Source organism: Streptomyces sp. NPDC050534, from assembly GCF_044457745.1.
In the GTDB taxonomy this organism is placed as follows: domain Bacteria; phylum Actinomycetota; class Actinomycetes; order Streptomycetales; family Streptomycetaceae; genus Streptomyces.
The window spans coordinates 124,790-149,164 of record NZ_JBITHF010000019.1 but is presented as its reverse complement, the minus strand read 5'-3'; the positions used below and the strand labels follow the sequence as shown (position 1 = coordinate 149,164).

At 71.0% G+C, this 24,375-nt stretch carries 27 protein-coding genes, 2 tRNA genes and 1 pseudogene; 11 read left to right on the top strand and 19 right to left on the bottom strand.

What is annotated here, in order from left to right; translation table 11 throughout:
- Window positions 1-91: 91 nt before the first annotated feature.
- The 3 genes from asnB to ACIBN2_RS42605 form a co-directional block, all read right to left on the bottom strand.
- Window positions 92-1,933 carry an asparagine synthase (glutamine-hydrolyzing) gene (gene asnB, locus ACIBN2_RS42615; protein WP_399142995.1) on the bottom strand — a complete coding sequence of 614 codons (1,842 nt, stop codon included), beginning with the start codon at window positions 1,931-1,933 and terminating at the stop codon, window positions 92-94.
- A 274-nt stretch (window positions 1,934-2,207) separates the two neighbouring features.
- Window positions 2,208-2,663: a hypothetical protein gene (locus ACIBN2_RS42610; RefSeq protein ID WP_399142993.1), complete on the bottom strand. Its 456-nt coding sequence runs from the start codon at window positions 2,661-2,663 to the stop codon at window positions 2,208-2,210.
- A gap of 45 nt (window positions 2,664-2,708) precedes the next feature.
- A complete protein-coding gene (locus ACIBN2_RS42605; protein ID WP_399142991.1) occupies window positions 2,709-3,575 on the bottom strand; it encodes a bifunctional DNA primase/polymerase in 867 nt (288 codons plus the stop codon).
- Window positions 3,576-3,918: 343 nt separating this feature from the next.
- On the opposite strand from ACIBN2_RS42605, the gene ACIBN2_RS42600 reads away from it, so the two are divergent.
- From ACIBN2_RS42600 to ACIBN2_RS42575, 6 genes are all read left to right on the top strand, one after another.
- A complete protein-coding gene (locus tag ACIBN2_RS42600; RefSeq protein WP_393866475.1) occupies window positions 3,919-4,230 on the top strand; it encodes a hypothetical protein in 312 nt (103 codons plus the stop codon).
- A 171-nt stretch (window positions 4,231-4,401) separates the two neighbouring features.
- Complete coding sequence (locus tag ACIBN2_RS42595; protein ID WP_399142989.1) at window positions 4,402-5,331, top strand: bifunctional MaoC family dehydratase N-terminal/OB-fold nucleic acid binding domain-containing protein; 930 nt, start codon at window positions 4,402-4,404, stop codon at window positions 5,329-5,331.
- Window positions 5,328-5,723 carry a MaoC family dehydratase gene (locus ACIBN2_RS42590; protein WP_399142988.1) on the top strand — a complete coding sequence of 132 codons (396 nt, stop codon included), beginning with the start codon at window positions 5,328-5,330 and terminating at the stop codon, window positions 5,721-5,723. The genes ACIBN2_RS42595 and ACIBN2_RS42590 overlap by 4 nt, the downstream gene beginning before the upstream one ends.
- The gene (locus ACIBN2_RS42585; protein ID WP_399142986.1) at window positions 5,720-6,886 is read left to right on the top strand and encodes a lipid-transfer protein; all 1,167 of its coding nucleotides are present in this window, start codon (window positions 5,720-5,722) and stop codon (window positions 6,884-6,886) included. The genes ACIBN2_RS42590 and ACIBN2_RS42585 overlap by 4 nt, the downstream gene beginning before the upstream one ends.
- A gap of 158 nt (window positions 6,887-7,044) precedes the next feature.
- Window positions 7,045-7,602 (top strand): SigE family RNA polymerase sigma factor, encoded by a 558-nt coding sequence (locus tag ACIBN2_RS42580; RefSeq protein WP_399142984.1) that lies wholly within the window; start codon window positions 7,045-7,047, stop codon window positions 7,600-7,602.
- A 139-nt stretch (window positions 7,603-7,741) separates the two neighbouring features.
- A complete protein-coding gene (locus ACIBN2_RS42575; RefSeq protein ID WP_399142982.1) occupies window positions 7,742-9,421 on the top strand; it encodes a long-chain fatty acid--CoA ligase in 1,680 nt (559 codons plus the stop codon).
- 39 nt (window positions 9,422-9,460) lie between these two features.
- Here ACIBN2_RS42575 and ACIBN2_RS42570 read toward each other — a convergent pair whose 3' ends face one another.
- Window positions 9,461-13,456 (bottom strand): PAS domain-containing protein, encoded by a 3,996-nt coding sequence (locus tag ACIBN2_RS42570; RefSeq protein ID WP_399142980.1) that lies wholly within the window; start codon window positions 13,454-13,456, stop codon window positions 9,461-9,463.
- 291 nt (window positions 13,457-13,747) lie between these two features.
- On the bottom strand, window positions 13,748-14,224 hold the full coding sequence (locus ACIBN2_RS42565; protein WP_399142979.1) for an SSI family serine proteinase inhibitor: 477 nt from the start codon (window positions 14,222-14,224) through the stop codon (window positions 13,748-13,750).
- Between the two features lie 167 nt (window positions 14,225-14,391).
- Here ACIBN2_RS42565 and ACIBN2_RS42560 point away from each other — a divergent pair.
- Together ACIBN2_RS42560 and ACIBN2_RS42555 are read left to right on the top strand one after the other, a co-directional pair.
- Window positions 14,392-14,482 (top strand) — tRNA-Ser (locus ACIBN2_RS42560).
- Between the two features lie 196 nt (window positions 14,483-14,678).
- Window positions 14,679-14,751: transfer RNA gene (locus ACIBN2_RS42555), tRNA-Arg, on the top strand.
- Between the two features lie 77 nt (window positions 14,752-14,828).
- Here ACIBN2_RS42555 and xerC read toward each other — a convergent pair.
- The 14 genes and pseudogenes from xerC to ACIBN2_RS42485 all read right to left on the bottom strand — a co-directional run bounded on the left by xerC (window position 14,829) and on the right by ACIBN2_RS42485 (window position 21,820).
- Window positions 14,829-16,064 carry a tyrosine recombinase XerC gene (gene xerC / locus ACIBN2_RS42550; protein ID WP_399142977.1) on the bottom strand — a complete coding sequence of 412 codons (1,236 nt, stop codon included), beginning with the start codon at window positions 16,062-16,064 and terminating at the stop codon, window positions 14,829-14,831.
- A complete protein-coding gene (locus ACIBN2_RS42545) occupies window positions 16,052-16,261 on the bottom strand; it encodes an excisionase family DNA-binding protein (protein ID WP_399142975.1) in 210 nt (69 codons plus the stop codon). Before ACIBN2_RS42545 ends, xerC begins: the two co-directional genes overlap by 13 nt.
- Window positions 16,258-17,652 carry a replication initiator protein RepSA gene (gene repSA, locus ACIBN2_RS42540; protein WP_399142974.1) on the bottom strand — a complete coding sequence of 465 codons (1,395 nt, stop codon included), beginning with the start codon at window positions 17,650-17,652 and terminating at the stop codon, window positions 16,258-16,260. The genes ACIBN2_RS42545 and repSA overlap by 4 nt, the downstream gene beginning before the upstream one ends.
- A gap of 4 nt (window positions 17,653-17,656) precedes the next feature.
- Window positions 17,657-17,846, bottom strand: a pseudogene (locus tag ACIBN2_RS42535) (hypothetical protein).
- Window positions 17,839-18,081: a hypothetical protein gene (locus ACIBN2_RS42530; protein ID WP_399142972.1), complete on the bottom strand. Its 243-nt coding sequence runs from the start codon at window positions 18,079-18,081 to the stop codon at window positions 17,839-17,841. Before ACIBN2_RS42530 ends, ACIBN2_RS42535 begins: the two are co-directional and overlap by 8 nt.
- Before the next feature lie 4 nt (window positions 18,082-18,085).
- A complete protein-coding gene (locus tag ACIBN2_RS42525) occupies window positions 18,086-18,268 on the bottom strand; it encodes a hypothetical protein (protein WP_399142970.1) in 183 nt (60 codons plus the stop codon).
- A 92-nt stretch (window positions 18,269-18,360) separates the two neighbouring features.
- Complete coding sequence (locus ACIBN2_RS42520) at window positions 18,361-18,537, bottom strand: hypothetical protein (protein WP_399142969.1); 177 nt, start codon at window positions 18,535-18,537, stop codon at window positions 18,361-18,363.
- Window position 18,538: 1 nt separating this feature from the next.
- The gene (locus tag ACIBN2_RS42515) at window positions 18,539-18,853 is read right to left on the bottom strand and encodes a SpdD protein (RefSeq protein WP_399142967.1); all 315 of its coding nucleotides are present in this window, start codon (window positions 18,851-18,853) and stop codon (window positions 18,539-18,541) included.
- Window positions 18,854-18,867: 14 nt separating this feature from the next.
- Window positions 18,868-19,023, bottom strand: a complete 156-nt coding sequence (locus ACIBN2_RS42510; RefSeq protein ID WP_399142965.1) for a hypothetical protein — start codon at window positions 19,021-19,023, stop codon at window positions 18,868-18,870.
- Window positions 19,024-19,037: 14 nt separating this feature from the next.
- Window positions 19,038-19,226 carry a mobile element transfer protein gene (locus ACIBN2_RS42505; protein WP_208783122.1) on the bottom strand — a complete coding sequence of 63 codons (189 nt, stop codon included), beginning with the start codon at window positions 19,224-19,226 and terminating at the stop codon, window positions 19,038-19,040.
- Window positions 19,227-19,246: 20 nt separating this feature from the next.
- Window positions 19,247-19,924, bottom strand: coding sequence for a DUF2637 domain-containing protein (locus ACIBN2_RS42500; protein ID WP_399142963.1), 678 nt, complete (start codon window positions 19,922-19,924; stop codon window positions 19,247-19,249).
- A gap of 5 nt (window positions 19,925-19,929) precedes the next feature.
- Entirely contained in the window at window positions 19,930-20,157 is a 228-nt protein-coding gene (locus tag ACIBN2_RS42495; RefSeq protein ID WP_399142961.1) for a hypothetical protein, read from the bottom strand.
- Window positions 20,154-21,488 (bottom strand): FtsK/SpoIIIE domain-containing protein, encoded by a 1,335-nt coding sequence (locus tag ACIBN2_RS42490; RefSeq protein ID WP_399142959.1) that lies wholly within the window; start codon window positions 21,486-21,488, stop codon window positions 20,154-20,156. The genes ACIBN2_RS42495 and ACIBN2_RS42490 overlap by 4 nt, the downstream gene beginning before the upstream one ends.
- 2 nt (window positions 21,489-21,490) lie before the next feature.
- On the bottom strand, window positions 21,491-21,820 hold the full coding sequence (locus ACIBN2_RS42485) for a hypothetical protein (RefSeq protein WP_043433451.1): 330 nt from the start codon (window positions 21,818-21,820) through the stop codon (window positions 21,491-21,493).
- A 162-nt stretch (window positions 21,821-21,982) separates the two neighbouring features.
- Here ACIBN2_RS42485 and ACIBN2_RS42480 point away from each other — a divergent pair, with 162 nt between their 5' ends.
- From ACIBN2_RS42480 to ACIBN2_RS42470, 3 genes are read left to right on the top strand one after another with little or no spacing between them, the layout of a single operon-like run.
- Complete coding sequence (locus ACIBN2_RS42480) at window positions 21,983-22,771, top strand: GntR family transcriptional regulator (protein WP_399142958.1); 789 nt, start codon at window positions 21,983-21,985, stop codon at window positions 22,769-22,771.
- Window positions 22,772-22,773: 2 nt separating this feature from the next.
- The gene (locus ACIBN2_RS42475) at window positions 22,774-23,439 is read left to right on the top strand and encodes a YdcF family protein (protein ID WP_399142956.1); all 666 of its coding nucleotides are present in this window, start codon (window positions 22,774-22,776) and stop codon (window positions 23,437-23,439) included.
- 10 nt (window positions 23,440-23,449) lie between these two features.
- Window positions 23,450-23,899 carry an NUDIX hydrolase gene (locus ACIBN2_RS42470; RefSeq protein WP_399142954.1) on the top strand — a complete coding sequence of 150 codons (450 nt, stop codon included), beginning with the start codon at window positions 23,450-23,452 and terminating at the stop codon, window positions 23,897-23,899.
- Window positions 23,900-24,375: the final 476 nt, after the last annotated feature.

Genomic DNA, 24,375 nt, shown 5'->3' with positions numbered 1-24,375 from the left:
GCGATCGACGTCACTGAGGCGGGTTCCGCGCTTCTCGCTCCTCATGCTGCCGTCCGTCCCGGACCCGGGCATCTCGGGACCCGGCCCCGGATCAGCCCAGACGGATCTCCGGGCGGTACATGTCCAGCCACTGCGCCAGGTCGAGCGCCCGTTCCAGACCGCGCCGCTGGGCCTGGTTGTTCACGGGGGCGTCGTGGTGGGCCACGCGGTGCAGGCGCTCGCGGTCGACGAGGTCGAAGACCGGGTGGGCGGGCCGGGCCAGCAGGTCCTTGGCCTGGTCCTGGAGCGCGACCGCGTACTTGGGGTCCTGCGTGGAGGGGTACGGGCTCTTGACCCTGTCGTACACCGACTTCGGGAGCAGGTCGGCGGTCGCCTCCCGCAGCAGGCTCTTCTCCCGGCCGTCGAACGACTTCAGCGCCCAGGGCGTGTTGTAGACGTACTCGACGAGCCGGTGGTCGCAGAACGGGACCCGCACCTCGAGGCCGACGGCCATGCTCGCGCGGTCCTTGCGGTCGAGCAGGATGCGGACGAAGCGGGTGAGGTGGAGGTGGCAGATCCGCCGCATCCGGAACTCGAAGTCGCTCTCGCCGTCCAGGCGTTGGACGGCTGCCGCGGCCGTGCGGTAGCCGTCGGCGACATAGCCGTCCAGGTCGAGCGCGGCGAGCAGGTCGGGGCGCAGCACCTCGGCGTCCTCGCCGAAGTGGCGACCGAAGCGCACCAGCCAGGGAAAGGTGCCGCCGCGGCGGGCCTCCTCGTCGAAGAACTGGAGATAGCCGCCGAAGACCTCGTCGGCGGACTCGCCGGACAGCGCGACGGTCGACTGGTCGCGGATGGCCCGGAAGAGCAGGTACAGCGAGGCGTCCATGTCGCCGAGCCCGGCGGGCAGGTCGCGGGCCCTGATCACCTTCGCGCGCACCTCGGGGTCGGCGAGCGCCTGTGCGTCGAGCACGATGTCCTGGTGCTCGGTGTGGGCGGTGCGGGCCACGTCGTGGACGAACGGGGTGTCGGGGGTGCCGCGGAGTTCGTCGGCGACGAAGTGGTCGCTCTGGCCGGCGAAGTCGACGGCGAAGCTGCGCACCTTCTCGCCGTGCGCGCCGAGTTGGCGTGCGGCGAGCGCGGTCATGGCCGAGGAGTCGAGGCCGCCGGAGAGCAGGGTGCAGCGGGGCACGTCGGCGACGAGCTGGCGGCGCACGATGTCGTCGAGCAGCGAGCGCACGGTGGCGATGGTGGTGTCGCGGTCGTCGGTGTGCGGCCGGGTCTCCAGCTCCCAGTACGCGCGGCGGTGGACGCCCGAGCGGTCGACGGTGACGACGGTGCCGGGTTCGACCTCCGCCATGCCCTCCCACACGGCGTGCCGCGGGGTCTTGATCATCGTGAACAGCTCGCGCAGCCCGTCCAGGCCGACGCGGGCGGGGGCGAGGGGGTTGGCGAGGATCGCCTTGGGCTCGGAGCCGAACAGGACGCCGTCGGGGGTGGGGTAGTAGTAGAAGGGCTTGATGCCCATACGGTCGCGGATCATCACCAGCTTGTCGTGGCGGCCGTCCCAGAGGGCGAACGCGTACATCCCGTTGAGGCGTTCGGCGACCTGCTCGCCCCATTCGAGGTAGCCGTGCAGGACGACCTCGGTGTCGGAGTCGGTGGTGAAACGGTGGCCGCGGGCGGTGAGCTCACGGCGCAGCTCGGTGAAGTTGTACGTCTCCCCCGAGTACACGAGCGCCACGCTGCCGTGCGGGGTGCCGGCCGCCATCGGCTGCCGGCCGCCGGGCAGGTCGATGATCGCGAGCCTGCGGTGCCCGAGGGCCGCCGGGCCCTGCACCCAGGTGCCGCGGTCGTCGGGGCCGCGGCAGGCCATCGTCTCGGTCATTGCATCCAATACGGCCGACTCCGTCCGCAGATCGCGGTCGTAGGAGATCCAGCCGGTGATGCCGCACATGGGGTGCCTCCCGATACGGGTTTGCCGCGCGGGCCTTCCTCACATGCGGCTTTCCGCACGCAACGACACCCCGAGGCAAACAAGATGCAATTGCCATCTATGTGTGAGGGTGCGCCGTGCCCGGGAGATGGTCAACACGGCTGTAACGCGAACGGGCCGGTTACCCCGGCGTTTTCGGCCTCACTTTGCTCACGCGAAACCCGCGGACCCCCGTCCCGCCGGGCCGTCCCCACCGGATATCGGCCACAGGCAAAAACTTCCCCGGCTCAGGTCCCTACACCTCGTGATCCCGGGCCAGTCCCTCCCAGTCCACCCCCCGCAGCGAAGCCTCCGCGTCGCACTCGTGGGGCATGCGGGTGGTGCGCTGGAACCAGATGACGGTGAGGGCCGAGTAGGAGAGGGCCGGGTCGTGGGCGGGGTGCAGCGGGGTGGAGCGGAAGGAGCCGACGCAGGCGACAGGGGGCAGGATCTCGACCGGGCCGTAGGCGCCGGGGAAGTGGTGGGGGTACTCGCGCGGGGGCGGTACGAGGTGCACCGGGACGGTGGGGAAGGACTGTTCCGTGGCGCTGAGGAGTCCTCTGATCACCAGGTCGTTGAACGGCTTGCAGGGGTAGCCGTCCAGCCCGCCGTACGTCGACGTGAACCGCACCTCGGCGAGGTCGACGGAGCGGCCGGTGGCGAGGACCACGCGCGTCAGCGACATGGTCCGCACCCCAGAGCGGTCGTGCATGGAGCTCCTCATGGTTCTTGCGCTGCCACGGCTGCCCCGTGGGTCTCACGGCCGGTGCCCCGTCATCCGGGCCGCCGAAGCGATCGTCGCCCGTGCCTCGCGTTCGGTCAGGCCCGCGTTCAGGGCCGCCTCGACCAGCGGATCGACGAGCGCGGGCCCGATGCCGTCCTCGTAGGCCCGGCAGGCCGCCCAGAACAGGCGGGTGTTGCGCTGCCCCTCGTGCGCGGCGAGGACGAACTGGACCAGCCCCTGTCCGTGGTCGCCCGCCGCGGCCGGCGTGGGCCGGTGCGCGCGCGGCGGCGGCAGCAGCAGCCGTAACAAGGCGGGTGGGCACGCCGCGGGCGCGAGGTGGGCGGTGCCGGGCGCCGTGGTGTAGACGCCGTGCTCGGTGCGGGAGCCGGGGCCGACGAGGTAGCCGCCGGCGCCCCGGATGTCGATGCCGGGGGCGAGCCGGCCGGCCGAGTTGGGCACGACGACGTCCGGCGGACCGCTCAGCCACAGGTGGCGTCCGCCGCTGGGGGTGATGACGACCACCGTCTCCGGGATCGTGAACAGGTGGCGCAGCGCCAGCTCGCGCAGGGCGGCCGAGGAGTCCGTGCCCACCTTCGTGTCGAGGTCGACGCCGATCAGATGGTGCGGCGGGAGGCCGCACGCGATGCCGTAGCCGCTCGCCCGGGGGGCCGCGGCGAACAGTTCACGGATCCGCGCCGGGTCGGTCGAAGCGTCGTACACCCCGTGCCCGAGGCGGCCGCACTCGCCGTGGCAGGGCTCGGGTTCGGGGTCGTCGTGGTGGGGGGAGCGCAGGGCCGGGAGCTTCGTCCGGGACAGGGGTATGACGGCCAGACCGCGCTCGGCGGCTGACAGGGCGTGTGCGAGGGCCAGCGTCGTGGCCTGCCGGTCGGTGGTGGCCATGCCTCTATGTTCGTACGTACGTTCGAAAAAGGGAAGCCGGAATCGAGTGCGGCACGCCCGGGGCGGGGAGGTTGGCCGGAAAAGTGCCGGAGCGGTTCTCCTCTTGCGGCGCTTGGGGCCGGAGTGCCCGGACTGTCCCGACCTGGGCGACTGAAGTCGCGTTAGGGGTTTATCGACTTGTCGTAGCACTTGAGGGCGAATCGCGCCTTGCGGGGTGGTTCGCCGGGGATTCGGTGGGCAACTCTGATCATGCGACGTCGTGCACCACACCGAGGCGGTCGGCCAACTGCCCTGGTAGCAGCCGTACTTCACGTACTTCACGTTGGTGTTCTGGAGGAACAACATGGCAAGCATCCGTACTGCCCGCGTCATCGCCGCCGTCTCCGCCCTTCCGCTGGCAGCCGCTCTGTTCACCGGCGTCGCGGCGGCGGACAACGGCGCCATCGCGGACAACGGATCGAACGCGGGTGTGGCGAGCAGCATCGGCAGCGGTGTCGGCCACGACAACAACGGCAACTCGTCCACCACGCAGCAGAACGCGGTCGGCAACGGCGCCTCGAACCAGAGCAACACGGCCCAGGTCAAGGGCTCCGCGTTCACGGCCATCAACCAGGGGAACAGGAACGTCGCCATCAACTTCAGCGAACTGTGGTGAGCCGGCGCCCCTGACGCAGGGGGTGCGGGGTGTGCACGTTGGGGTGCAGGGCGTCTGCGCGGCGGTGCTTCGGCACCGCCGCGCAGGCGTTTCCCCCTGTGCCGCAGTGACCTTGACAGCCCATCGGATCTGACGGACAGTCAGAAACCCGAGGGTCGGAGGTGCGGTGTCGTGGACGACGAGCTGGGCGCACGGCTGAAGTCCTACGAGGGACGGGCCGCCACGCTCACCGGGAAGGGCCGGGACCCCGTCAACCTGCCGATGATCCGGCACTGGTGCGAGGCGATGGGCGACACCAGCCCCGCCTACACCGGCCCCTGCGCCATCGCCCCGCCCACCATGCTCCAGGCGTGGACCATGGGCGGCCTCGCCGGTCACGAGGGGCGGGCGGCTGCCCACGACGAGATGTTCGCCCTCCTCGAGGAGGCCGGCTGCACCTCGATCGTGGCGACCGACTGCGAGCAGGAGTATCTGCGCCCGCTGCGCCCCGGCGACGAGGTCACCTTCGACACGGTGATCGAGTCGGTGTCGCCGCGCAAGACGACCAAGCTGGGCACGGGGTACTTCATCACGACCCGCACCGACGTCCGGGTCGGCCCGGACGTCGTGGGCACGCACCGCTTCCGCGTCCTCAAGTACGCCCCGGCCGGCGCCGGTCCGAAGCGCCCGCCCCGCCCCCGCCCCGTCGTCAACCGCGACAACGCCGGCTTCTGGGAAGGCGTCGGACGGCACCGCCTGCTCATCCAGCGCTGCACCGCCTGCGCCGCCCTCCGCTTCCCCTGGCTGCCGGGCTGCAACGCCTGCGGCAGCCCGGACTGGGACACCGTCGAAGCGGGCGGCGAGGGAACGGTGTACTCGTACGTCGTCATGCACCACCCGCCCTTCCCGGCCTTCACGGCATCCGAACATGCCGCTGACGCGGCGGGCCCGTACGCGGTCGCCCTGATCGAACTCGCCGAGGGAGTGCGGATGATCAGCGGTGTGGTGGGGGTGCCGTACGACAAGGTGCGCGTCGGCATGCCGGTGCGGCTCGAATTCCGTTCGTACGACGACGAGTTGGTGCTGCCCGTGTTCCGTCCCTGCGAGGAGGCCGCCGTATGAGAGCCGGTGAGGAGCTGCCCCCGCTCGAGATCCCGATCACCCGCACCCTGATCGTCGCCGGCGCCATCGCCTCCCGCGACTACCAGGACGTCCACCACGACGCCGAGCTGGCCCGGCGGAAGGGCTCCCCGGACATCTTCATGAACATCCTGACGACGAACGGCCTGGTCGGCCGCTACATCACCGACCACTTCGGCCCGGCGGCCGTCCTGCGCAAGGTGGTCATACGGCTGGGAGCGCCCAACTACCCGGGCGACACGATGGTGTTGACCGGAACCGTCGAGGCGGTCGACGGCGACACCGCGACGGTCCGCGTGGTCGGGGCGAACGGCATCGGCAGTCATGTCACGGGCACGGTGACCGTCACCGTCCCGCCGGGGGGTGCCGGATGAGCGTCCGCAGGAAGGACGGCCTCGGCGGGCGCGCCGCGATCGCCGGCATCGGGGCCACCGAGTTCTCCAAGGACTCGGGGCGCAGCGAGCTGCGGCTGGCCGTGGAGGCGGTGCGCGCGGCGCTCGACGACGCGGGGCTGGCACCGGGCGACGTGGACGGGATGGTCACGTTCACCATGGACACCAGCCCGGAGATCACCGTGGCCCAGGCATGCGGGATGGGCGAGCTGTCCTTCTTCTCCCGGATCCACTACGGCGGCGGTGCGGCCTGCGCGACCGTCCAGCAGGCGGCGCTCGCCGTCGCCACCGGGGTGGCCGAGGTGGTCGTCTGCTACCGGGCCTTCAACGAGCGCTCGGGCCGCCGCTTCGGCTCCGGCGTGCAGCACCGCGAGCCCTCGGCGGAGGGCGCGGCGCTCGGCTGGGTCCTGCCGTTCGGGCTGCTCACCCCGGCCTCGTGGGTGGCGATGGCCGCCCAGCGGTATCTGCACACCTACGGCCTCACCCCGGAGGCGTTCGGGCACGTGGCCGTCGTCGACCGCGCGTACGCCGCGACCAACCCGGCGGCGTACTTCCACGGCCGTCCCATCACCCTCGCCGACCACGCGGCCTCGCGCTGGATCGTCGAGCCGCTCAGGCTCCTGGACTGCTGCCAGGAGACCGACGGCGGCCAGGCGATCGTCGTCACGACGCCGGAGCTGGCCCGTGACCTGCGCAATCCGCCCGCCGTGATCGCCGCGGCCGCCCAGGGGGCGGGCCGCGGCCAGGAGCAGATGACGAGCTTCTACCGCGACGACCTCACCGGCCTGCCCGAGATGGACGTGGTGGCCCGCCAGCTCTGGCGCACCTCCGGGCTCACCCCGGCCGACGTGGACGTGGCGATCCTCTACGACCACTTCACGCCGTTCGTGCTGATGCAGCTGGAGGAGTTCGGGTTCTGCGGGAAGGGGGAGGCGGCGGACTTCGTCGCCGGGCGGTCGTTGCCGATCAACACGCACGGAGGCCAGCTGGGGGAGGCGTACCTCCACGGGATGAACGGCATCGCGGAGGGGGTGCGGCAGCTGCGCGGAACGGCCGCGAACCAGGTGCCCGGGGCGGAACAGGTGCTGGTGACGGCGGGGACCGGGGTGCCCACGTCGGGCCTGGTCCTGGCCGCGGACGGCTGAGTGCCCGGGCGCCCCCCAGGGGTCATCCCGCAGTATCCCCGGCCCGCTCGTCCACCTTCAGGAGGTGCAGCCACCTCCACCCCTACAACCTGAGGCGGATCCGGCTTCGGGACCTGCGGCCGATCCGCCGGAGGTGCCGCCGCTCCTAGCGTTAAGCCATGACCACACCCGTCTGCACCCGCGCTTCGAACGCCGCCGCACCGGCGACGCAGACCCTCGCCTACCCGTCGTTCGCCTCGTACGTGAGGGCCCGGCAGCCGGTGCTGCTGCGTACCGCCCGGTCGCTCACCGCGAACCCGAGCGACGCGGAGGACCTGCTGCAGACCGCGCTCACCAAGACGTACGTCGCCTGGGAGCGCATCGAGGACCACCGCGCGCTCGACGGCTATGTGCGACGGGCCCTGCTCAACACGCGCACCTCGCAGTGGCGCAAGCGCAGGGTCGACGAGTTCGTGTGCGAGGAGCTGCCCGAGCCGGAGCCCGTGCGCGGCGGGGACGACCCGGCCGAGCAGCAGGCGCTGCGCGACGCGATGTGGCGGGCGATCATGAAGCTGCCCGCGCGGCAGCGGGCGATGGTCGTCCTCAGGTACTACGAGGACCTGAGCGAGGTCCAGACGGCCGAGGTGCTCGATGTGTCCGTGGGCACGGTGAAGTCGGCGGTGTCACGTGCGCTGAGCAAGCTGCGCGAGGACCCTGAGCTGGGACTTGTGCGGTAATGCGCCTCCTTGGTGGGCCGTGAGGGGCTCACCTGGTGGCTATTGGGAACCGACATGTTCTGATCGATCACCCGGGCCCTAGTGACATACCGCGCGGTATGTGCGCAGAATCAGCGCAACCCTTGCCGCCGCGTAGGCAATGTCGCCCCGGGAGGACACCGTGCTGAGCACGATGCAGGACGTACCGCTGCTGATCTCGAGGATCCTGACCCACGGGTCGACGGTCCACGGGACATCGCAGGTGACCACCTGGACCGGCGAGGGCGAGCCACACCGCCGCTCCTACGCCGAGATCGGGGCCCGAGCGGCCCAGCTCGCGCACGCCCTGCGCGAGGACCTCCAGGTCCAGGACTCCGACCGGGTGGCGACCCTCGCCTGGAACAACGCCGAGCACGTCGAGGCGTACTTCGCGATCCCCTGCATGGGCGCGGTGCTGCACACGCTCAACCTGCGGCTGCCCGCCGACCAGCTGACGTTCATCGTCAACCACGCGGCCGACAGGGTCGTCATCGTCAACGGCTCGCTGCTGCCGCTGCTCGCCCCGCTGCTGCCGAGGCTGCCCACGATCGAGCACATCGTCGTCACCGGCCCCGGCGACCGCTCCCTCCTCGACGGCGCCCGCGCCCAGGTCCACGAGTACGAGGACCTGATCGCCGCCAAGCCGACCAGCTACGACTGGCCGGAGCTGGACGAACGCCAGGCCGCCGCCATGTGCTACACCTCCGGCACCACGGGCGACCCCAAGGGCGTGGTCTACAGCCACCGTTCGATCTATCTGCACTCCATGCAGGTCAACATGGCCCAGTCGATGGGCCTGACCGACCAGGACACCTCCCTCGTCGTGGTCCCGCAGTTCCACGTGAACGCCTGGGGCCTGCCGCACGCCACCTTCATGACCGGCGTCAACCTGCTGATGCCGGACCGCTTCCTGCAGCCGGCACCGCTCGCCGAGATGATCGAGTCCGAGCACCCGACCCACGCGGCAGCCGTGCCCACCATCTGGCAGGGCCTGCTCGCCGAGCTGACCGCCAAGCCGCGCGACGTCTCCTCCCTCACCCAGGTCACCATCGGCGGTTCGGCCTGCCCGCCCTCCCTGATGGAGGCCTTCGACAGCCTGGGCATGCGGGTCTGCCACGCCTGGGGCATGACGGAGACCTCACCGCTCGGCACGATCGCCCGCCCGCCGGCCCACGCGGTCGGCACCGACGAGGAGTTCGCCTACCGCCTGACCCAGGGCCGCTTCCCGGCCGGCGTCGAGGCCCGCCTCACCGGCCCCGGCGGCGAGCGCCTGCCCTGGGACGGAGAGTCCGCGGGCGAGCTGGAGGTGCGCGGCAACTGGATCGCGGGCGCCTACTACAACGGCCCCGACGCCGAACCCCTGCGCCCCGCCGACAAGTTCAGCGAGGACGGCTGGCTGAAGACGGGCGACGTGGGGACGATCGACTCCGAGGGCTTCCTCACCCTCACCGACCGCGCCAAGGACGTCATCAAGTCCGGCGGCGAGTGGATCTCGTCCGTGGACCTGGAGAACGCCCTGATGTCCCACCCGGACGTCGCGGAGGCCGCCGTGGTCGCCGTACCGGACGAGAAGTGGGGCGAACGCCCGCTGGCCACCGTCGTGTTGAAGGAGGGCGCGGCCACCGACTTCGAGTCCCTGCGCGCCTTCCTCGCGAGCGACGTCTGCAAGATCGCCAAGTGGCAGCTCCCCGAGCGCTGGACGATCATCGAGTCCGTGCCGAAGACCAGCGTGGGCAAGTTCGACAAGAAGGTCCTCCGCCGCCGCTACGCCGACGGCGACCTGGACGTCACCAGCCTCTGAGGCTCCGACGGGACGGCACCGACCGACGCGCACACCGCGTCAGTTGGTGCCGATCCGTGAGAGCAGGTCGACGATCCGGCTCTGCACCTCGGGGCTCGTGGAGCGTTCCGCGAGGAAGAGCACCGTCTCGCCGGAGGCCAGCCGCGGCAGGTCGGCCTGGTCGACGGCGGCGGTGTAGACGACGAGCGGGGTGCGGTTGAGCTGGCCGTTCGCCCGCAGCCAGTCGATGATCCCGGCCTGGCGCCGGTGCACCTGCATCAGGTCCATCACGACCAGGTTGGGGCGCAGCTGCCCCGCCAGCGCCACCGCGTCCGCGTCGCTCGCGGCCCGCGCCACCTGCATCCCGCGCCGCTCCAGCGTCGCGGTCAGCGCCAGCGCGATCTCCGCGTGCTCCTCGATCAGCAGCACGCGCGGCGGATGCTGCTCGCTGTCCCGCGGCGCGAGCGCCTTCAGCAGGACGGCCGGGTCGGCGCCGTACGCCGCCTCCCGCGTCGCCTGCCCGAGTCCCGCCGTCACCAGGACCGGCACCTCGGCGGCCACCGCCGCCTGGCGCAGCGACTGGAGCGCGGTGCGGGTGATCGGCCCGGTCAGCGGGTCCACGAACAGTGCGGCGGGGAAGGCCGCGATCTGCGCGTCGACCTCCTCGCGGGAGTGCACGATCACGGGCCGGTAGCCGCGGTCGCTCAGCGCCTGCTGCGTCGTCACGTCCGGCGCGGGCCACACCAGCAGCCGGCGCGGGTTGTCCAGCGGCTCCGGCGGCAGTTCGTCGTCCATCGGCTGCGGCCGCGGCGCGTCCTTGATCTCGACGGCCCCACCGGGTCCGTCCAGCGGCTCGGGCCCCTCGGTGGCGTTCTCGTCCGGGGCCCCTATGGCGTACGACCGCCCGGCGGCCTCGGTCGCCTGCGCGAGCCGCGACTGGCCGGCGAGCGACGGCTGGGGCTGCGGCTGGGCCTGCGCCGGTGCGGCGGCCTGCTCGGCCGGCGGGTGCGAACGGGCCGCCTGGTCCGGGGCGGCGAGGTCGGTCCGCGTGCCCAGCTTGCGGCGCCGGCCGCCGGCGGCCGGGTTGTGCGGCGCGGGAGTGGCGGACGCCGGCTGCTGGACCTGCGCGGCCTGCCGGGTGAAGGGCACGCCCTGTCCCAGGGTCCGGACGCTGATCGCCCGTCCCTGCGTGGAGTTGGGGTCGACGGGCGGGGCGGGCGCGGCGGCCGCCTCGGCGGGCAGCGGCTGGGCGGGCCGCACCTGCGCCGGGGCCTGCGCCTTCGCCGCGGGGGCCTCCGGCGGGAGCGGGGTGGCAGGGGTCTGCGCGGGCTGCTGCGGCGGCATGTGCGCGGGCCGGCCGGGGGCGGCCTCGACCGGAAGGGGCCCGGCGGCCTCCTCCTGGACGGGAGCGCCCGGCGCGGGCAGCGGCTGGGCGCCGTTCGCAGCGGGGACCTCGGGAGCGGGCGCGGAGTGCGCGGGGGCCGCCTGCGCCGGGACGGGCACGCTCTCCTGCGCGGCCGCGGGCTGTGCCACCGCACGGCGACGGCGCCCTGTCGGCGCGCTCGTCGGATGCGGCTGGGGCGGTGTGTGGTCGCCGGACTGGTCGTGCGGCACGGCGTCGTGCCGGCCGACGTCGGCCGGGGCACCGGCGGAGGAGTCGTGGCCGGCCTGGCCGGGCACCTGCGCCGGAGCGGGCGCCGCCGCCTGCCCCGGAATCTGCGGCTGGGCCTGCGCCGGCACGGGCGCCCGCCCCTGCGCCGGAACCGGAGCCTGCGCCGCCACGGCCTCGGACGGACGGTCCGCATCCGCGGGTGGCAGGGCGAACACCGAACGGGGAGCCGCCTCCTGAGCCGCGGCGCGGTCCTGCGCGGCGGCCAGGGCACGGCGCCGGCGCCCGGTCGGCTCGGCCTTCTCGGCGAGCGCCGGCTGGTCGCCGGGCGCGGCGGGAGCGGGCAGCGCCGCGGGCAGTGCGTTCTGCTCGCCGCCGCCGTGCCGCGCACGCCGTCCGCCCGGCACGGGCACGCCCTGCGGAGGCACCGTCCCGCCCAGACCCGTACCGGCGGCAGCCGTTCCCGCGGAGTTCTCGCCCGCCATGACGACGGCGCCCTCGGCCGCCCGGCCGCGCCGCCGCCCGGTGCCACCGGACACCTCCAGGGCGGTCGAGGCCGCGGCTGCCTCCGACTCCTCGACGGCACGCCTGCGCCGCCGGCCGGTGGGCGCGACGGCCTCCGGGTCCCCGTGCTCCGCCGGGTCACCGGGCTCCCCGGGGCCCTCGCCGCCCAGGAACGCGTCGACGGAGGAGCGCCGTGCGCGCCGCCCGCCGCCGGAGGTCCGGTCGGACAGACCGTCGTCGGCACCCGGGGCCTGCGCCGGGATCTCCGCCGTCACGGCACCGGCGCCGCCGCCGATGGGCACCTCGAGCACGTACGCGTTGCCGCTCATGCCCGGCACTTCGTGGGTCTGCAGCACACCGCCGTGGGCGCGTACGATCCCGCGCACGATCGGCTCGTGCACCGGGTCTCCCCCGGCGTACGGCCCGCGCACCTCGATCCGCACGACCTCACCGCGCTGCGCGGCGGCCACCACCACGGTGTTGTCCATGTAACCGCCCGCCGACACGGGCGCGTTGCCGGTCGCGTCGACGCCCGCGACGTCCGCGATCAGATGGGCGAGCGCGCTCGCGAGACGCTGCGGGTCGACCTCGGCCTCGATGGGCGGCGCGTGCACGGCGAACTGCACCCGGCCGGGCCCGATCAGGTCGACGGCCCCGTCGACACCGGCCGCGACGACCGCGTCGAGCATCACCTTCACCCGGGTGATCTGCTCGCTCCCGGCGTCGATCAGCTGATAGCCGAGGACGTTGTCGATGAGCGTGGTGATCCGCGAGTAGCCGGCCGACAGATGGTGCAGCACCTGGTTGGCCTCGGGCCACAGCTGCCCGGCGTCGTCCGCGGCGAGCGCGGCCAGCTCGCGCCGCAGCTCGTCCAGCGGGCCGCGCAACGACCGTCCCAGCAGCGTCAGCAGCTGGTCGTGCCGCGCGGCGAGGGCCTCGTAGCGGTCCTTCTCGCGCTCGCCGAGGGCGGCGTAGCGCTCGTCGCCCGCGGCGATCTCCTCGCCGTGCTGCTCCTGCAGCGCCTCGAGTTCGCCCACGTGCTTCTGGCGCAGGGCGGTGAGCTCCGAGGCGTGCTCCTCGTCGATCCGCTCCAGCTCCTCGGCGTGCCGCTTCTCCAGCTCGGCCTTCTCGTCGGCGAGCGTGTCGTACGGCCGCCGGTCGGCGAAGGTCATCACGGCGCCGACGAGCTGGTCGCCGTCGCGCACGGGCGCGGTGGTGAGGTCGACGGAGACCTTCTCGCCGCCCTTGGCGAACAGCACCTGCCCGCGGACCCGGTGCTTGCGCCCGGAGCGCAGGGTGTCCGCGAGCGGCGACTCGGAGTACGGGAACGGGGAGCCGTCGGCGCGCGAGTGCAGCACCAGGTCGTGCAGCTCCTTGCCGCCCAGGTCGCTCGCCCGGTACCCCAGGATCTGCGCCGCGGCGGGATTGACGAGCACGATCCGCCCGTCGGTGTCCGTCCCCACCACGCCCTCGGACGCGGCCCGCAGGATCATCTCGGTCTGCCGCTGCGAACGCGCCAGCTCCGCCTCGGTGTCCACGGTCCCGGTCAGGTCCCGTACGACGAGCATCAGCAGCTCGTCGCCGCTGTAGCCGTAACCGTCGTAGGCCTGCTGGCCGTTCTCGAGATTGGCGCTGGTGACCTCGACGGGGAACTCGACCCCGTCGGTCCGCCGGGCGATCATCCGCGTCGGCTTGGTCCGCCCGGCGGGGTCCATGTGATCGGGCCGGCGCATGGAGCCGGGGATGAGCTTGGAGTCGAACTGCGGCAGCAGGTCGAGCAGTCCCCGGCCGACGAGTGCGGTCCCGGGCGCTTCGAATGCCTCGAGCGCGATGGTGTTCGCGTTGACGACGGTCCCGTTGGCGTTGACCAGCACCAACGCATCGGGCAGCGCGTCCAGTATGGCTGCGAGGCGAGCAGCGCCTCGGGATGGCCTGCTGCTCACGAGACGCTTCCTCCCTGTTACCGCACCTTGCCGACCGCTCGGGCCATCTTGCCAACCTGCCCGCGACGTGTCACGCGAGGGAGTCTACGGGCACTGCTCGCGGTCGCGGCGGCGGATGAGAGGGAGGTCGCACGAGGAAGTGAAGTAGAACGTGTGACCGCATCCCCTGGCCTGCGGGCCTTGCCTGCCCTTGACTCCAGGCCCACGTGCCGACCACTTCGCCTCCACGCTTTCGTCCCGCCGCCGGCGCCTCGCCGCCGGTCTCCACGGCAGCGTTCCACGGCAGCGTTTCTACGGAAGCCCGTGCGGCCGCAGATCGGGCAGCAGTGGTACGAGCCGGTCCCAACGGCCGATCTCACATCCGTCGCTGCGGTCGTACGAGGCGTCCACGGGCCGCCCGGCCCAGCTCCCGGTGACATGCGCGGTGGCGGGCCCGCCGTACTGCATGGTGCAGACGCTGTCGTCGGGCACGGGCGCGAAGGTGTCCTTCCCCCACGTCGTGCCGCGGTCGAGCGCCGCGCACGCGGCGTCGGCGTCGGGATGGGTGCCGCCCCCGGGATGGCAGTAGAGCTCGTACGTCCCGTCGGCACCGTCGCCGCTGTGCCGGACCGTGACCGTGAGGTGGTCCCCGGTCTGCTCCCCGCTCTGGACGGGCGGCGGCGCGAGGGCGGGGCGGACGGCGTCGGCGTGCGCGGCGGCGGGCAGGACCGAGGGCACGACGGAGGTGGCGGCGGTGGCGGCGACGACCAGGAACCGGGCGAGCGACATGACCTGACTAACGCGTCACCCCCCAGGACGTTGCGCGCCCCGCCCCACCGGTAAGGGCTTTGCTCTGCGGCCCGCCTGCCTAGTACCGTAGGAGCCGATTGGTGACACCACGCTCGACTGTGTCATCATCTGCACGCACCACTCGCGCTCGCGCGGGCGGCTGTGCTGGAGGCGTCGCCTAGTCCGGTCTATGGCGCCGCACTGCTAATGCGGTTTGGGTCTTAAAGCCCATCGAGGGTTCAAATCCCTCCGCCTCCGCCCCTGATCGACAAGATCACCGAAGCCCCGGTCCACCCGACCGGGGCTTCGTCGTTCCCAGAGTCGCCCTCAGAGCCGTTCTCGCAGGTCACAAGGGGTGCGGCAAACGGATTTCACATGGCGGCGGCAGTCATGTAATGTTCTTCCTGTCGCCGCGAGCGGGCCGAAAGGACCAGGACCGGCAAAAACAAAACAAGCACTCGTAGCTTAACGGATAGAGCATCTGACTACGGATCAGAAGGTTGCAGGTTCGAATCCTGCCGAGTGCACACAGGTCAAAGACCCCTCGGGATCATCCCCGTGGGGTCTTTGTCGTGCCGTACAGCAGTGAAGTACAGCAACCGCGTCAGCCGCTACCGCCCATGGTGTCCGACAGCTTGCCGATCGCGGCTCGCACCTCCTCTTCGCTCGCCTCGGCGTAGACCTCCATCGTCATGGCGATCTGCGAGTGCCGCAGGATGCGTTGGGCGACCTTCGGGTGCACCTTGAGCGCGACCAGGAGCGAGCTGCACGTGTGCCGGGTGTTCCGCAGAGGAATGACCCGGACGCCAGCGCGGCGAGCCCGCAGGGCGAACATGCGGGTGAGGTTGCCCGGTTCGATCGGGGTGCCGTACTTCGTGGTGAAGACCAGCCCACTGACGTCCTGCCAGAGCTCCCCAGCCGCACTGTGGTCGCCGATCTGCTGTGCGCGGCGCATGCGAAGGGCCTTGAGACAAAGCGCCGGCACGGGAAGGAAGTCGTCGGACTCCTCGGTCTTGGTCTCGCGGTGCAGGATCTGACGCCCCGCCCGCTGGATCTGATGATCCACGTAGAGCTCACCGGTCTCGAAGTCGATCGACTTCCAGGTCAGACCCAGAACCTCACCCCGACGAAGGCCGAGGCAGAGCACGAGCACCCAGGCTGCGAACAGGTGATCGTCGCGAGCGGCGCAGTCGGCGAGGAACCGGCCCGCTTCGGTGACCGACCAGGGCTTGATCCTCCTACGCCGAGGCTTGGGGACCTTGACCAAGGAGGCCACGTTCTTGCTGATTTCCTCCTCGGTCACAGCGTGGGTAAGGGCCGCCCGAAGGGCATCCCGAGCCGCCTGAACGACACGTCGCGACGGGTGGGCCTCGCAGCACTCACCAATGGCGCAGCATCGCTGAGCATCACGCCGACGCCTGGCGTCCTTGCCCTGGGCACAGCACTGGCAAGTGGTGGCGAGCTTGTTGATCCACTCACGCACGTCTCGCACCGTGAGCTTGTCGATCCGCTTCGCACCGAGGTGCGGATTGATATAGAGCCGCACTGACCCCTCGTACGAGACGTAGGTCAGCGGTGCCAGGTTCGGCTTGACGATCTCGCTGAGCCAGTAGGCGAGGAAGGCCGCAAGGGGGCGGTGCCGAGTAGCCACTGGCCCGCTCTTGGCCTCAACATGCAGCTTGATCCACTTGTCGTGCACCTCGTCGCGGGTCTTGCCGTAGACGTACTTCCGCTTGCGCTTGCCGTCGAGGGTGTCGACCCAGACGTACGCAGCGAAGCCGTTCTTGTACGGGTAGATTGAGCCTTCACCGTTGCCACGCTTGCCGCTCATGCCGACCACCCCTGCTCGGCTTCCCTCGCGCGACGTTCCACGTACTCGTCCACGTAGCGGGGCAGGATCCGGCGGTTACGGCCGTCCTTGATGGAGCGGATCTCCCCGGACAGGACCAGCATCTTGGTCTTGGAGAGGCCGTAGCCGAGCATTTCGGCGACCTCGCGTGTGGTGAACCACTTCCGTTCGATCACAGTCATGGTCATGCGACGGCTCCTTCCAGGGCCAGTTGAGCGGGCAGTTCTTCGCGTGCGGTGTCGCGGTTCTGTTGGATGTCGCGGTGGATGTTGGCGGCGAGCCAGGATTCGCCGGGGGTGTGGCCGTGTCCGGCGTAGGTCCAGTGGGCGAGGGTGAGGGTGGTTGCCTCCGCGTCTTCATCGAGGTCGGGCAGCCCGAGGGCGGCGCGTTGTTGGGCGGCGCGGTAGTCGGCGCGGACCTGGCGCAGGGCGCCCAATGTGGTGGAGTAGCGGCGGGACTTGGTGGAGAAGTGGCCGCGGAAGCCGAGCATGTGAGCCCAGTCCCGCAGCTTCCGATCCGGGTAGAGGGCATGCAGGTCCAAGCAGGCCGCGATGAGCCGAGCGGGGTGGTCGGGCACGTCGAGCAGGATCAGGGCCTCTTTGTTGCCGATCCGCCGGTCCACGGTGCCGGTGGTCTCGGCGGCCTTGGTGGCGTACTTGGCGACGTAGGAGGCGACGGCCTGTTCGGTGATCTCTTCGCCGTGGCCGAAGGCGCCGATCGGCTGGACGTCGAGCTGGGTGCCCCAGCGCAGCGTGCGGGCAGGTTCCTGCCCGGCCGGTGGAACGTCGACCGCCACGCGGGCAGCGGCGGCATGGATGGCATCCGTGAGCAGATCCAGGGTCGCCCAGGCCGGGGGCGGATCGTCCGGGCCGCCGGGTCCGTCGAAGCGGATCACGGCATGGAAGTGCACCGCGCCGCGTTTCTGGTACTCGGCGACCTTGCCGAAGGAGACCCGGGACTGTTCCCGCGCGTCCTTCTGCGTGAGCCCGGCCCGCTTGGCGATCTCGCGGCGCAGGTAGATCGTGAAGTAGCGCCACAGGTCGGATGCGTGGTTGTTCCACAGCACCGCACCCGCGTAGTCGTAGGAGTCGGGGTCGAGCGGCGTGCCGAGTGCCGGCGCGTCTTCACCGTGCCGGATGCCACAGCGGCAGGGCCGGTTGCCGGGCCGGTTGTGGACTGGGCCGAACGAGGGCGCGGTGAGGGTGGCGAAGACGCGGGGGTGGTCCCGGATGGTGTGCGGGGTGCCCTTGTCGGGGTCGCCGACGAGTCCGGCGCGGATGAGGTGGTAGGTGTCTCCGGCGTAGGTCCAGGCGCAGGCCGGGCAGCGGGAGGCGCGGCGGTTGCCGCAGGCGATGCGGAGCATGCCGCCCGGCTCGGTGTCCGTGGAGTAGGCGTGCAGCACGGTCTTGGTCGCCGGGTCGATGGTCTTGGTGCCGCCGATCAGCCGGATCGGGTCGGAGCAGCCGCCGGTACGGCGAATCTGGTCTTGCCAGCGGTCGAAGTCGGCCTGATTGGCCACCCTCAGCACGTCGCCGAGGGTGGCCGCATCGAGGCCCGCCAGGGTGGCGGTGTTGGTCACGTGGTCACCTCCTGCCGTGGGCGGAGCCGTGGTGGGCGGTGTAGCCGTCCACCAGTGCCTTGACCTGGACGTCTCCCTTGGCGGTGGCGGAGGGCCCCGCAGTGGCAGACCGCCGATGCGGTGGCGGGGGCGGACGGGGAGGGCTTGCTGACGTGCAGGCCCGGCCGGTCCGGGGTCGGGCTGAGGTCAGCCATGGTTGGTCACCTCCGCCGCGTCGGTGGCCATGGCGTCCAGGGCTCCGGCGGCTTCGATGGCCGCAGCGGCGAGAGTGCGCAGGGCTTCGGAGGTTCCGAGACGGGCGATCAGCGCGAGTTCGACGAAGTCACCGCCGATGCGGAGGCTGACGAAGGGGTTGGCGCGGTCGGCGAACGGGGTGACGAGGAAACGGGTGTCCGGCTCGATGTGGGCCGAGGTGGTCACGGTCTTCACGTCGTCACCTCCCGACCCGGACAAGGTGCGCGGTGCGGGCGGTGTGGCCGGTGCCCTGGCAGGTCGAGCAGGTGACGCGGAGGGTGACGCGGGTGCCGTCGTCGTGCCGGGTACCGGTGGTGATGGCGACGGCGGGGAAGCCGTCGCAGTCGCGGCAGACGGGCGTGTTCGGGGCGTGCTGGGGCATGATGAGGCATCCCTTTCGGGTCCGTTGGATCTGGAAGAGGTGGAGCCGTCCGGGGCGGCGGTTCTTTGGCGAGAGAGCCGCCCCGGAGGGCGTTACTTGATGCGGCCAGAGCGCTTGCGTCCGGCGTTCCAGATCCGCTTGTCGTCCTTGGTGGCGGTCCCGTCCTTGATGCGGCCGTAGATCTCCCGGTTGAGCTGGGCGCCGCGGCGCTTGGCTTCCTCGATGTGGCGGTCCTGGTCCGGGTGGGGTCGCTTGCTGAAGATGCTCATGTCAGTGCTTCCTTTCGTGGTTGAGGATCGAGCGGAGTACTACGGCGGTCACGGCCACGGACATGCCGGTGATGGCGACCGCGAGGAGCATGGAGACCAGCACGGCGCCGACGACGAGGACCACGGCGGTGCCGCCGCCGACCAGGACGAGCGCGGTGCCGGGGGTGAGCTGGACGGTCGGCCGGTTCGAGACCGGGGCCGCCACAACCGGGGCCGGGGCCGACGGCTGAACGGGCGCCGGGGTGTGGGTGGCCGGCACGGGGGCCGTGGCGGCCGGTGGGGCGGTGTCCTGGGGCGGGTACTTGGGCGTGAACACGGGACGGGTCCCTTCTACTTGAGGACGGCGGCGAGGGCAGGGGCGAGGACGCTTTGGGCGGCGAGGTAGCCGCCGACCAGGAGCACGGCGACCAGCCACCACGGCGGGCGGGCGAGCTTGACGCCGAGCCATCCGACGATGAGCAGGGCGAGCCAGAGCGGTACGTGCATGGCGAGATCTCCTGTCAGGCCTTGCAGCGGTGGGTGCGGGCGGCGAGTTCGGCGCCAGCACGGGTGTCGTAGTCGGCGGCGAAGCCGCAGCCGGGTGCGGTGCAGGCGGCGGTGTGCTTGTCGCGGCCACGGCCGTCGTAAGCGGTGGCGACCTGCACGGGCCCGATACGGATCACGTTGCGGAAGCGGCGGTAGGCGGTCACTGGCGGTTTCTCCCTTCCTGTCAGGCGAGTTGGAGTTCGGCGGCGATGGCGTCGGCCATCGGGGCGGGCAGTTGGAGCCGGGCGGACAGGGCGTCGGCGGGCATCGGGGAGCCCGTGGAGGCCCGGTGGGCGTCGGCGATCTTGCGGGCGTGGTCGAGCAGCGCGGCCGGAACCACGGGGGGACTGGGCTCGGGCTTCGGCGAAGCGGGAGTCAGCTCCGGCACCGTCGCGGCCGGGACCGGGCCGGGGGCGGGTTCGTCGGTGCGGTGCATCTCGACTTCCGGCGGCGCCACCTCATCCACAGCCTGTGCAGGAGCGGCCGGGGTGTCGGGTGAGTGCACCAGGAGGGTTCCGCCGAGGAAGGCCAGGGCGGGCCAGCCAGCCACGAGAATGCACAGCCAGGCAGGCACCTGGGCCAGGTCGAGGAGCCCGGCGGTCGCGATGTTCGCACCGAGCGAGGCGAACAGGGCGATCACGAACCAGCTCCAGGCAGAGCGGTCACGGCGGGCCGTGCGCAGTCGGCGCCAGGCGGCGACGAGAAGCAGGTCGACCGAGACCGGATAGGCCCACGCCTTCCAGCCGGTCTGTCCAGCAGCTTCGGCTAGGTCGTGCAGGTGGGCGAAGGACAGTGCGCCAGCGATGACGGCTTGGATCAGGACGGCGTCCGCGCGGATGGTGCGGTTCTTGGTCGCGGCCACGGCGATCACGACTCCAGACGCGGGTAGCCGTGGCCGATGGGCGGGTAGACGCCATCGGCGCGGGCAAGGAACTCGGAGTCGAAGGTGTCGCTCAGAACCGAGACGAAGTGGTCCACGGGCAGACCGAGGTACAGGTCGTTCTGCAAGGTCTCGTACAGGACACCGAGCCGGTTGACGTCGTCCCGTTCCTGCCAGGTCTGGCCGAACTCATCCCGATCGCTGCGGTTGCTCATGCCGGGTCGCCTTCCTTGACCAAGAGCGGGGCCTCAACGGCCGGCGCGGGGATGCGCGGGCGGAACGGGTCGAGGAACGACAGAGCCGGGACCAGGTGGGCGAACTCCCGGCAGACCGCCACGACTTCATCGCGGCTGGTGTTCGGGGTGCGGATCTTCGACCAGCCGCCGGAGGAGTCCGCCGCGACAGCGGTTCCGGGGCGGTTCATCGGGATCAGGCTCGCGGCCGGGACCGCGTCCGGGGCCACGTCTGCCAGGCCCATTTCGGCGGTCTGCTTGTCGTTGACGCGGTGCACCACGCGGCCGGTGAGCTGAGCGCGGAGCATGGTGGCGCCCTTGCCCAGGTCGGAGCCGAAGCGCTGCCCGCAGATCTCCAGGTAGATGCCGATGGCGCGGGCCATCTGCGCCAGCCGGATCAGCGCGGTGACGATCCGTTCCCGGCGCTCCTCATCCTTCTTGGAGGAGATCAGGAACAGTTCCGCCACCTCGTCGACCAGGACCACCACCGGCACCGGGCGCAGCTCTGCGGGCAGTTCCCACAGGTCCGAGACGCCGTGACGGCTCAGCAGGTCGAAACGGTCTTCCATCTCCGCGACCAGCACGGAGAGCAGTGAGGCGGCATCGTCGGGGGTGGTGACCAGCGCCGACAGGCGGGGCGCGAAGGCGGACTGTTCCACCCCGCGCTTGCAGTCGACGCCGACCAGGGCCACCGGCAGTTGCGCCAGCCCCTTGATCAGGTTGCGCTGATACATGGACTTGCCGGAGTGGTTGGCGCCCAGGGTGAGCGCCATCGGTGCCTTGCGGTAGTCCCGCTCGAAGGCGGTCCCGTCCTCGCGCACCGCGACCGGCACGGCCATGTCGTGCGGGCGGGCCTTGCGGGGCATCGTCACCCGGCGCAGCACGTCGTAGCCGGTCATCCGCAGTTCGACGAAACCGGGCTTCGTCTCCATCACGGTCACCGAGTGGACGCCCCAGGCGTGCCGGAGCCGCTCCGAGGAGGCCATCAGGTCGGCGGGCTCCAGGCCGGCGGGAAGCCGCAGGGTCACCCGCAGCCCGGTCGACGTGCCGCGCACCCGGCGGATCTTCGGCGGGACCGGCTGCACCTCACGGCGGGCAACGCTGCGGGTGAAGAACGCCCGCAGCCCCGACGGCTGCACCGTCAGCCCGCACACGTCCATCGTCGAGCGGTACGAGAGGGTGAAGCGGCCCCAGGTGACCGGCATCCCGACCAGCGACCAGTACACGCGCGGCGCGCGTACCTTCGCGTAGCCGAGGCCACCGGCACCGGCCAGGGCTCCCGTGGCCTCCAGCCACATCGCCAGGTCGGCCATGATCAGGCCGCCGGGGTGATCGCGACCGCACGGAACGAGATCCCGTGCCGCTTCTGGCCGTTGAACTCGTTCTCCCAGTCACGCGCCTTCAGGCCGATGACCTTGACCGGCATGCCGGGCGCCAGCCCCTCGGGGAGACCGGTCTCCGGCACGGTCACCTGGTAGAGGTTCCCCTCCCCCTCATCCGAGACCAGCAGACCCACGGTCGAAAGACTCGCGTTGGTCTCCCGATCCACGGCCCGCTCACCGGTCTTCTTGTTGACCATCTTCGGTTCCGGCGCGGTCGCCACGAACACCACGGCGGTCGAAGTGTCGATCTTGAACGACGGCATGAAGTACTCCCTGAGTCGATGCTTCGGAGCAGCCCAAAGAAGACCCTCCGTGCCCGCTGTCCTAGGACTGCGGGCGACTTAGGGAGACTGTGACACGCAGTCCTGGGACTGTCAACAGTCCTGGGACTGTGCTTGACTGATCTCGTCGAGAGGAGTCGTGAGATGGCGCCGAAATGGCGGGAGCTGGCCGACAAGCTGGCTGAACAGATCAAGAGGGGTGAGTACGCGCCTGGCCAGCAGCTTCCGCAGATCAGGGAGCTAGTTGCGGCAGGCGAGGGCTCCAAGTCCACCGTGCATCAGGCCTACAAGGCTCTTGAAGCCGAGGGCCTGGTGACGTCGTCCCGCGGGCACGGCACCGTCGTGCGACAACGGGTTCCGCTCAAGCGGCTCGGCATCGGCCGGTACGACAAGGCAAAGTGGCGCGATGGTGATGAGGTGGCTTTCATCGCGGACCGCGTGGCCTCTGGGCGCAGCTACCGCCGGAACGAGCAGACCCAGACCGTCAGTCGCGTGGAAGCCCCGCGGACGGTCGCGGCTGCCCACGGCCTCCCCGAGGGAGCGGAGGTGTACGCGCGAGCGCGGCTGGTGAAGGAAGGCGACCAGCCGACCCACACCCTCACCAGTTACTACCGACCCGAACACGTCGAGGGGACCCGGCTGGTGGACCCCACCCCGGGGCCGGCCGGTCGCGGCGGCGGATTCCGGGTGCTGTACGACGCGGGATACGAGATCGACCACATGAAAGAGGAGATCTTCGCCAGGGCAGCCACGGCCGACGAAGTAAAGCTCTTGCAGCTGCCGCCGGGCGAACCAGTCGTCGAGCTGCATCGGACGACGTACACGGCCTCTGGCACAGTGGTGGAGTTCGCCATTGGTGTGCACGCGGCTTCGCGCTTCGCCTGGGAGTACGACTTCAAGGTGCCGGACTCGACGAAGGGCGAGAAGGGGTAGGAATGATCTCCACTCAGGCATGGGCCGACGCGCGGCGCCTGTGGGACTACCACCAGATGGGCCACGTCCTGCGGCCGTGCTCAGTCGCGATCGGGTTGGGTAGCCACGACCTGGGTGTAGCCGATACGGCAGTAGACCTGTACAAGCGCGGCATGGCTCCCCTCCTTCTGTTCACGGGAGCCACCAGCCCGACGACGCGGGAACGCATGCCACAAGGTGAGGCCATCCACTACCGCGAACGAGCCCTCGAACTCGGTGTTCCCAGCTCAGCCGTGCTCGTAGAACCCAACGCCCGCAACACTGGCGAGAACATCCGCTTTTCCAGGGCTGTGCTTGAGGAGGCCGGAGTGGATGTCTCCTCCGTGCTCCTCATCAGCAAGCCGTACGAGGAGAGGCGCGCGTACGCCACGGCGCGCAAGCTGTGGCCCGAAGTGGAGATCGTCAGCGCGTCAACTCCGATGACGTTGGAGGAGTACGCGGACTCCATCCAGGACGCTCGGTTGGTCATTGACATGCTGGTGGGGGCACTTCAGCGACTGCTGATCTACCCGGAGCAGGGGTTCATGATCAGCCAACCCGTACCGGATGACGTGTGTGAGGCCTATGAGCGGCTGTGCCGCGAGGGCTTCACCAGCCGACTCCTCACCACTGACCGGCCCTCTGCCTGAAACTCGGCTCATGCCACGACAGCCAACGCCGCTCCATTCGGTCTCCGTGGCGGGAGTCGTTGTGCGTGAGGACGGGCGCGTGTTGGTGATCCGCCGTGCCGACAACGGCACGTGGGAACCGCCCGGCGGGGTGCTTGAGCGTACGGAAGCCGTCGAGGAGGGGGTCCTCCGAGAGGTGTTCGAGGAGACCGGCATCAAGATTCGCGTGGAGCGGCTGACCGGCGTCTACAAGAACATGGCCGTCGGGGTCGTTGCCCTGGTGTTCAGGTGTCGACCCGAAGGCGGTCACGAACAGCTCTCGGACGAGTCGACCGCGGTTGCATGGCTTGCCCCGGACGAGGCCGTTGCGGCGATGAGCGAGGTCTACGCGATCCGCATCACGGACGCTCTGCGCGACGACGAGGCGCCACACATCCGAACCCACGATGGCCGCAAGCTCACACCGCCGGTCGGCAGTTGATCTCCAACCGGCACGGCCTGAGCTGTTACAGGTTTCTCTACCTCATCAAGCCCCGGCTGCGCTCCGCTCCGCCGGGCGCGCTTCCCGGCTCCGCTGCGCGCCGCGCTCCTGCCTTCGGCCCGCTCGCGCGCGCTGCGCCGACGCGCGCCCACATGTGGATAGGGCCGGAAGCCATGAGTCGATCACCGTATAGAGCGGCCCACGGTTAAGACGATGCCTCCGGCGGGGGATCGGCCGGCACCGGGATGGAGGGGGCGCCGTTCGCGGCCGCGGGTCCGTAGTGGCGTGCGCGGGGAGCTCCCATCCCGTCCGCCATCGACCCAGGCAGAGCCGAGCAGACGCGGCCCATGGCGTCCAGGTCGTTCGTACAGTGGCGCGCTCCACCTGGACGCCATGAACCACGCCCGCTCCACGGTGTGTGGGTCGACGGCGGACGGGATGGGAGCTGGGGTAGGTGGTGGGTTGAGCGCGGTTGT

Coding starts and splice junctions, on each gene's coding strand:
- ACIBN2_RS42480 (WP_399142958.1), top strand. CDS start 21,983: ATGGCGCCGAAATGGCGGGAGCTGGCCGACAAGCTGGCTGAACAGATC.
- ACIBN2_RS42485 (WP_043433451.1), bottom strand. CDS start 21,820: ATGCCGTCGTTCAAGATCGACACTTCGACCGCCGTGGTGTTCGTGGCG.
- ACIBN2_RS42590 (WP_399142988.1), top strand. CDS start 5,328: ATGAGAGCCGGTGAGGAGCTGCCCCCGCTCGAGATCCCGATCACCCGC.
- ACIBN2_RS42470 (WP_399142954.1), top strand. CDS start 23,450: ATGCCACGACAGCCAACGCCGCTCCATTCGGTCTCCGTGGCGGGAGTC.
- ACIBN2_RS42600 (WP_393866475.1), top strand. CDS start 3,919: ATGGCAAGCATCCGTACTGCCCGCGTCATCGCCGCCGTCTCCGCCCTT.
- ACIBN2_RS42510 (WP_399142965.1), bottom strand. CDS start 19,023: ATGCACGTACCGCTCTGGCTCGCCCTGCTCATCGTCGGATGGCTCGGC.
- ACIBN2_RS42475 (WP_399142956.1), top strand. CDS start 22,774: ATGATCTCCACTCAGGCATGGGCCGACGCGCGGCGCCTGTGGGACTAC.
- ACIBN2_RS42490 (WP_399142959.1), bottom strand. CDS start 21,488: ATGGCCGACCTGGCGATGTGGCTGGAGGCCACGGGAGCCCTGGCCGGT.
- ACIBN2_RS42525 (WP_399142970.1), bottom strand. CDS start 18,268: ATGCCCCAGCACGCCCCGAACACGCCCGTCTGCCGCGACTGCGACGGC.
- ACIBN2_RS42610 (WP_399142993.1), bottom strand. CDS start 2,663: ATGCACGACCGCTCTGGGGTGCGGACCATGTCGCTGACGCGCGTGGTC.
- asnB (WP_399142995.1), bottom strand. CDS start 1,933: ATGTGCGGCATCACCGGCTGGATCTCCTACGACCGCGATCTGCGGACG.
- ACIBN2_RS42565 (WP_399142979.1), bottom strand. CDS start 14,224: ATGTCGCTCGCCCGGTTCCTGGTCGTCGCCGCCACCGCCGCCACCTCC.
- ACIBN2_RS42605 (WP_399142991.1), bottom strand. CDS start 3,575: ATGGCCACCACCGACCGGCAGGCCACGACGCTGGCCCTCGCACACGCC.
- ACIBN2_RS42520 (WP_399142969.1), bottom strand. CDS start 18,537: ATGAGCATCTTCAGCAAGCGACCCCACCCGGACCAGGACCGCCACATC.
- ACIBN2_RS42495 (WP_399142961.1), bottom strand. CDS start 20,157: ATGAGCAACCGCAGCGATCGGGATGAGTTCGGCCAGACCTGGCAGGAA.
- ACIBN2_RS42580 (WP_399142984.1), top strand. CDS start 7,045: ATGACCACACCCGTCTGCACCCGCGCTTCGAACGCCGCCGCACCGGCG.
- ACIBN2_RS42575 (WP_399142982.1), top strand. CDS start 7,742: ATGTCGCCCCGGGAGGACACCGTGCTGAGCACGATGCAGGACGTACCG.
- ACIBN2_RS42585 (WP_399142986.1), top strand. CDS start 5,720: ATGAGCGTCCGCAGGAAGGACGGCCTCGGCGGGCGCGCCGCGATCGCC.
- ACIBN2_RS42545 (WP_399142975.1), bottom strand. CDS start 16,261: ATGACCATGACTGTGATCGAACGGAAGTGGTTCACCACACGCGAGGTC.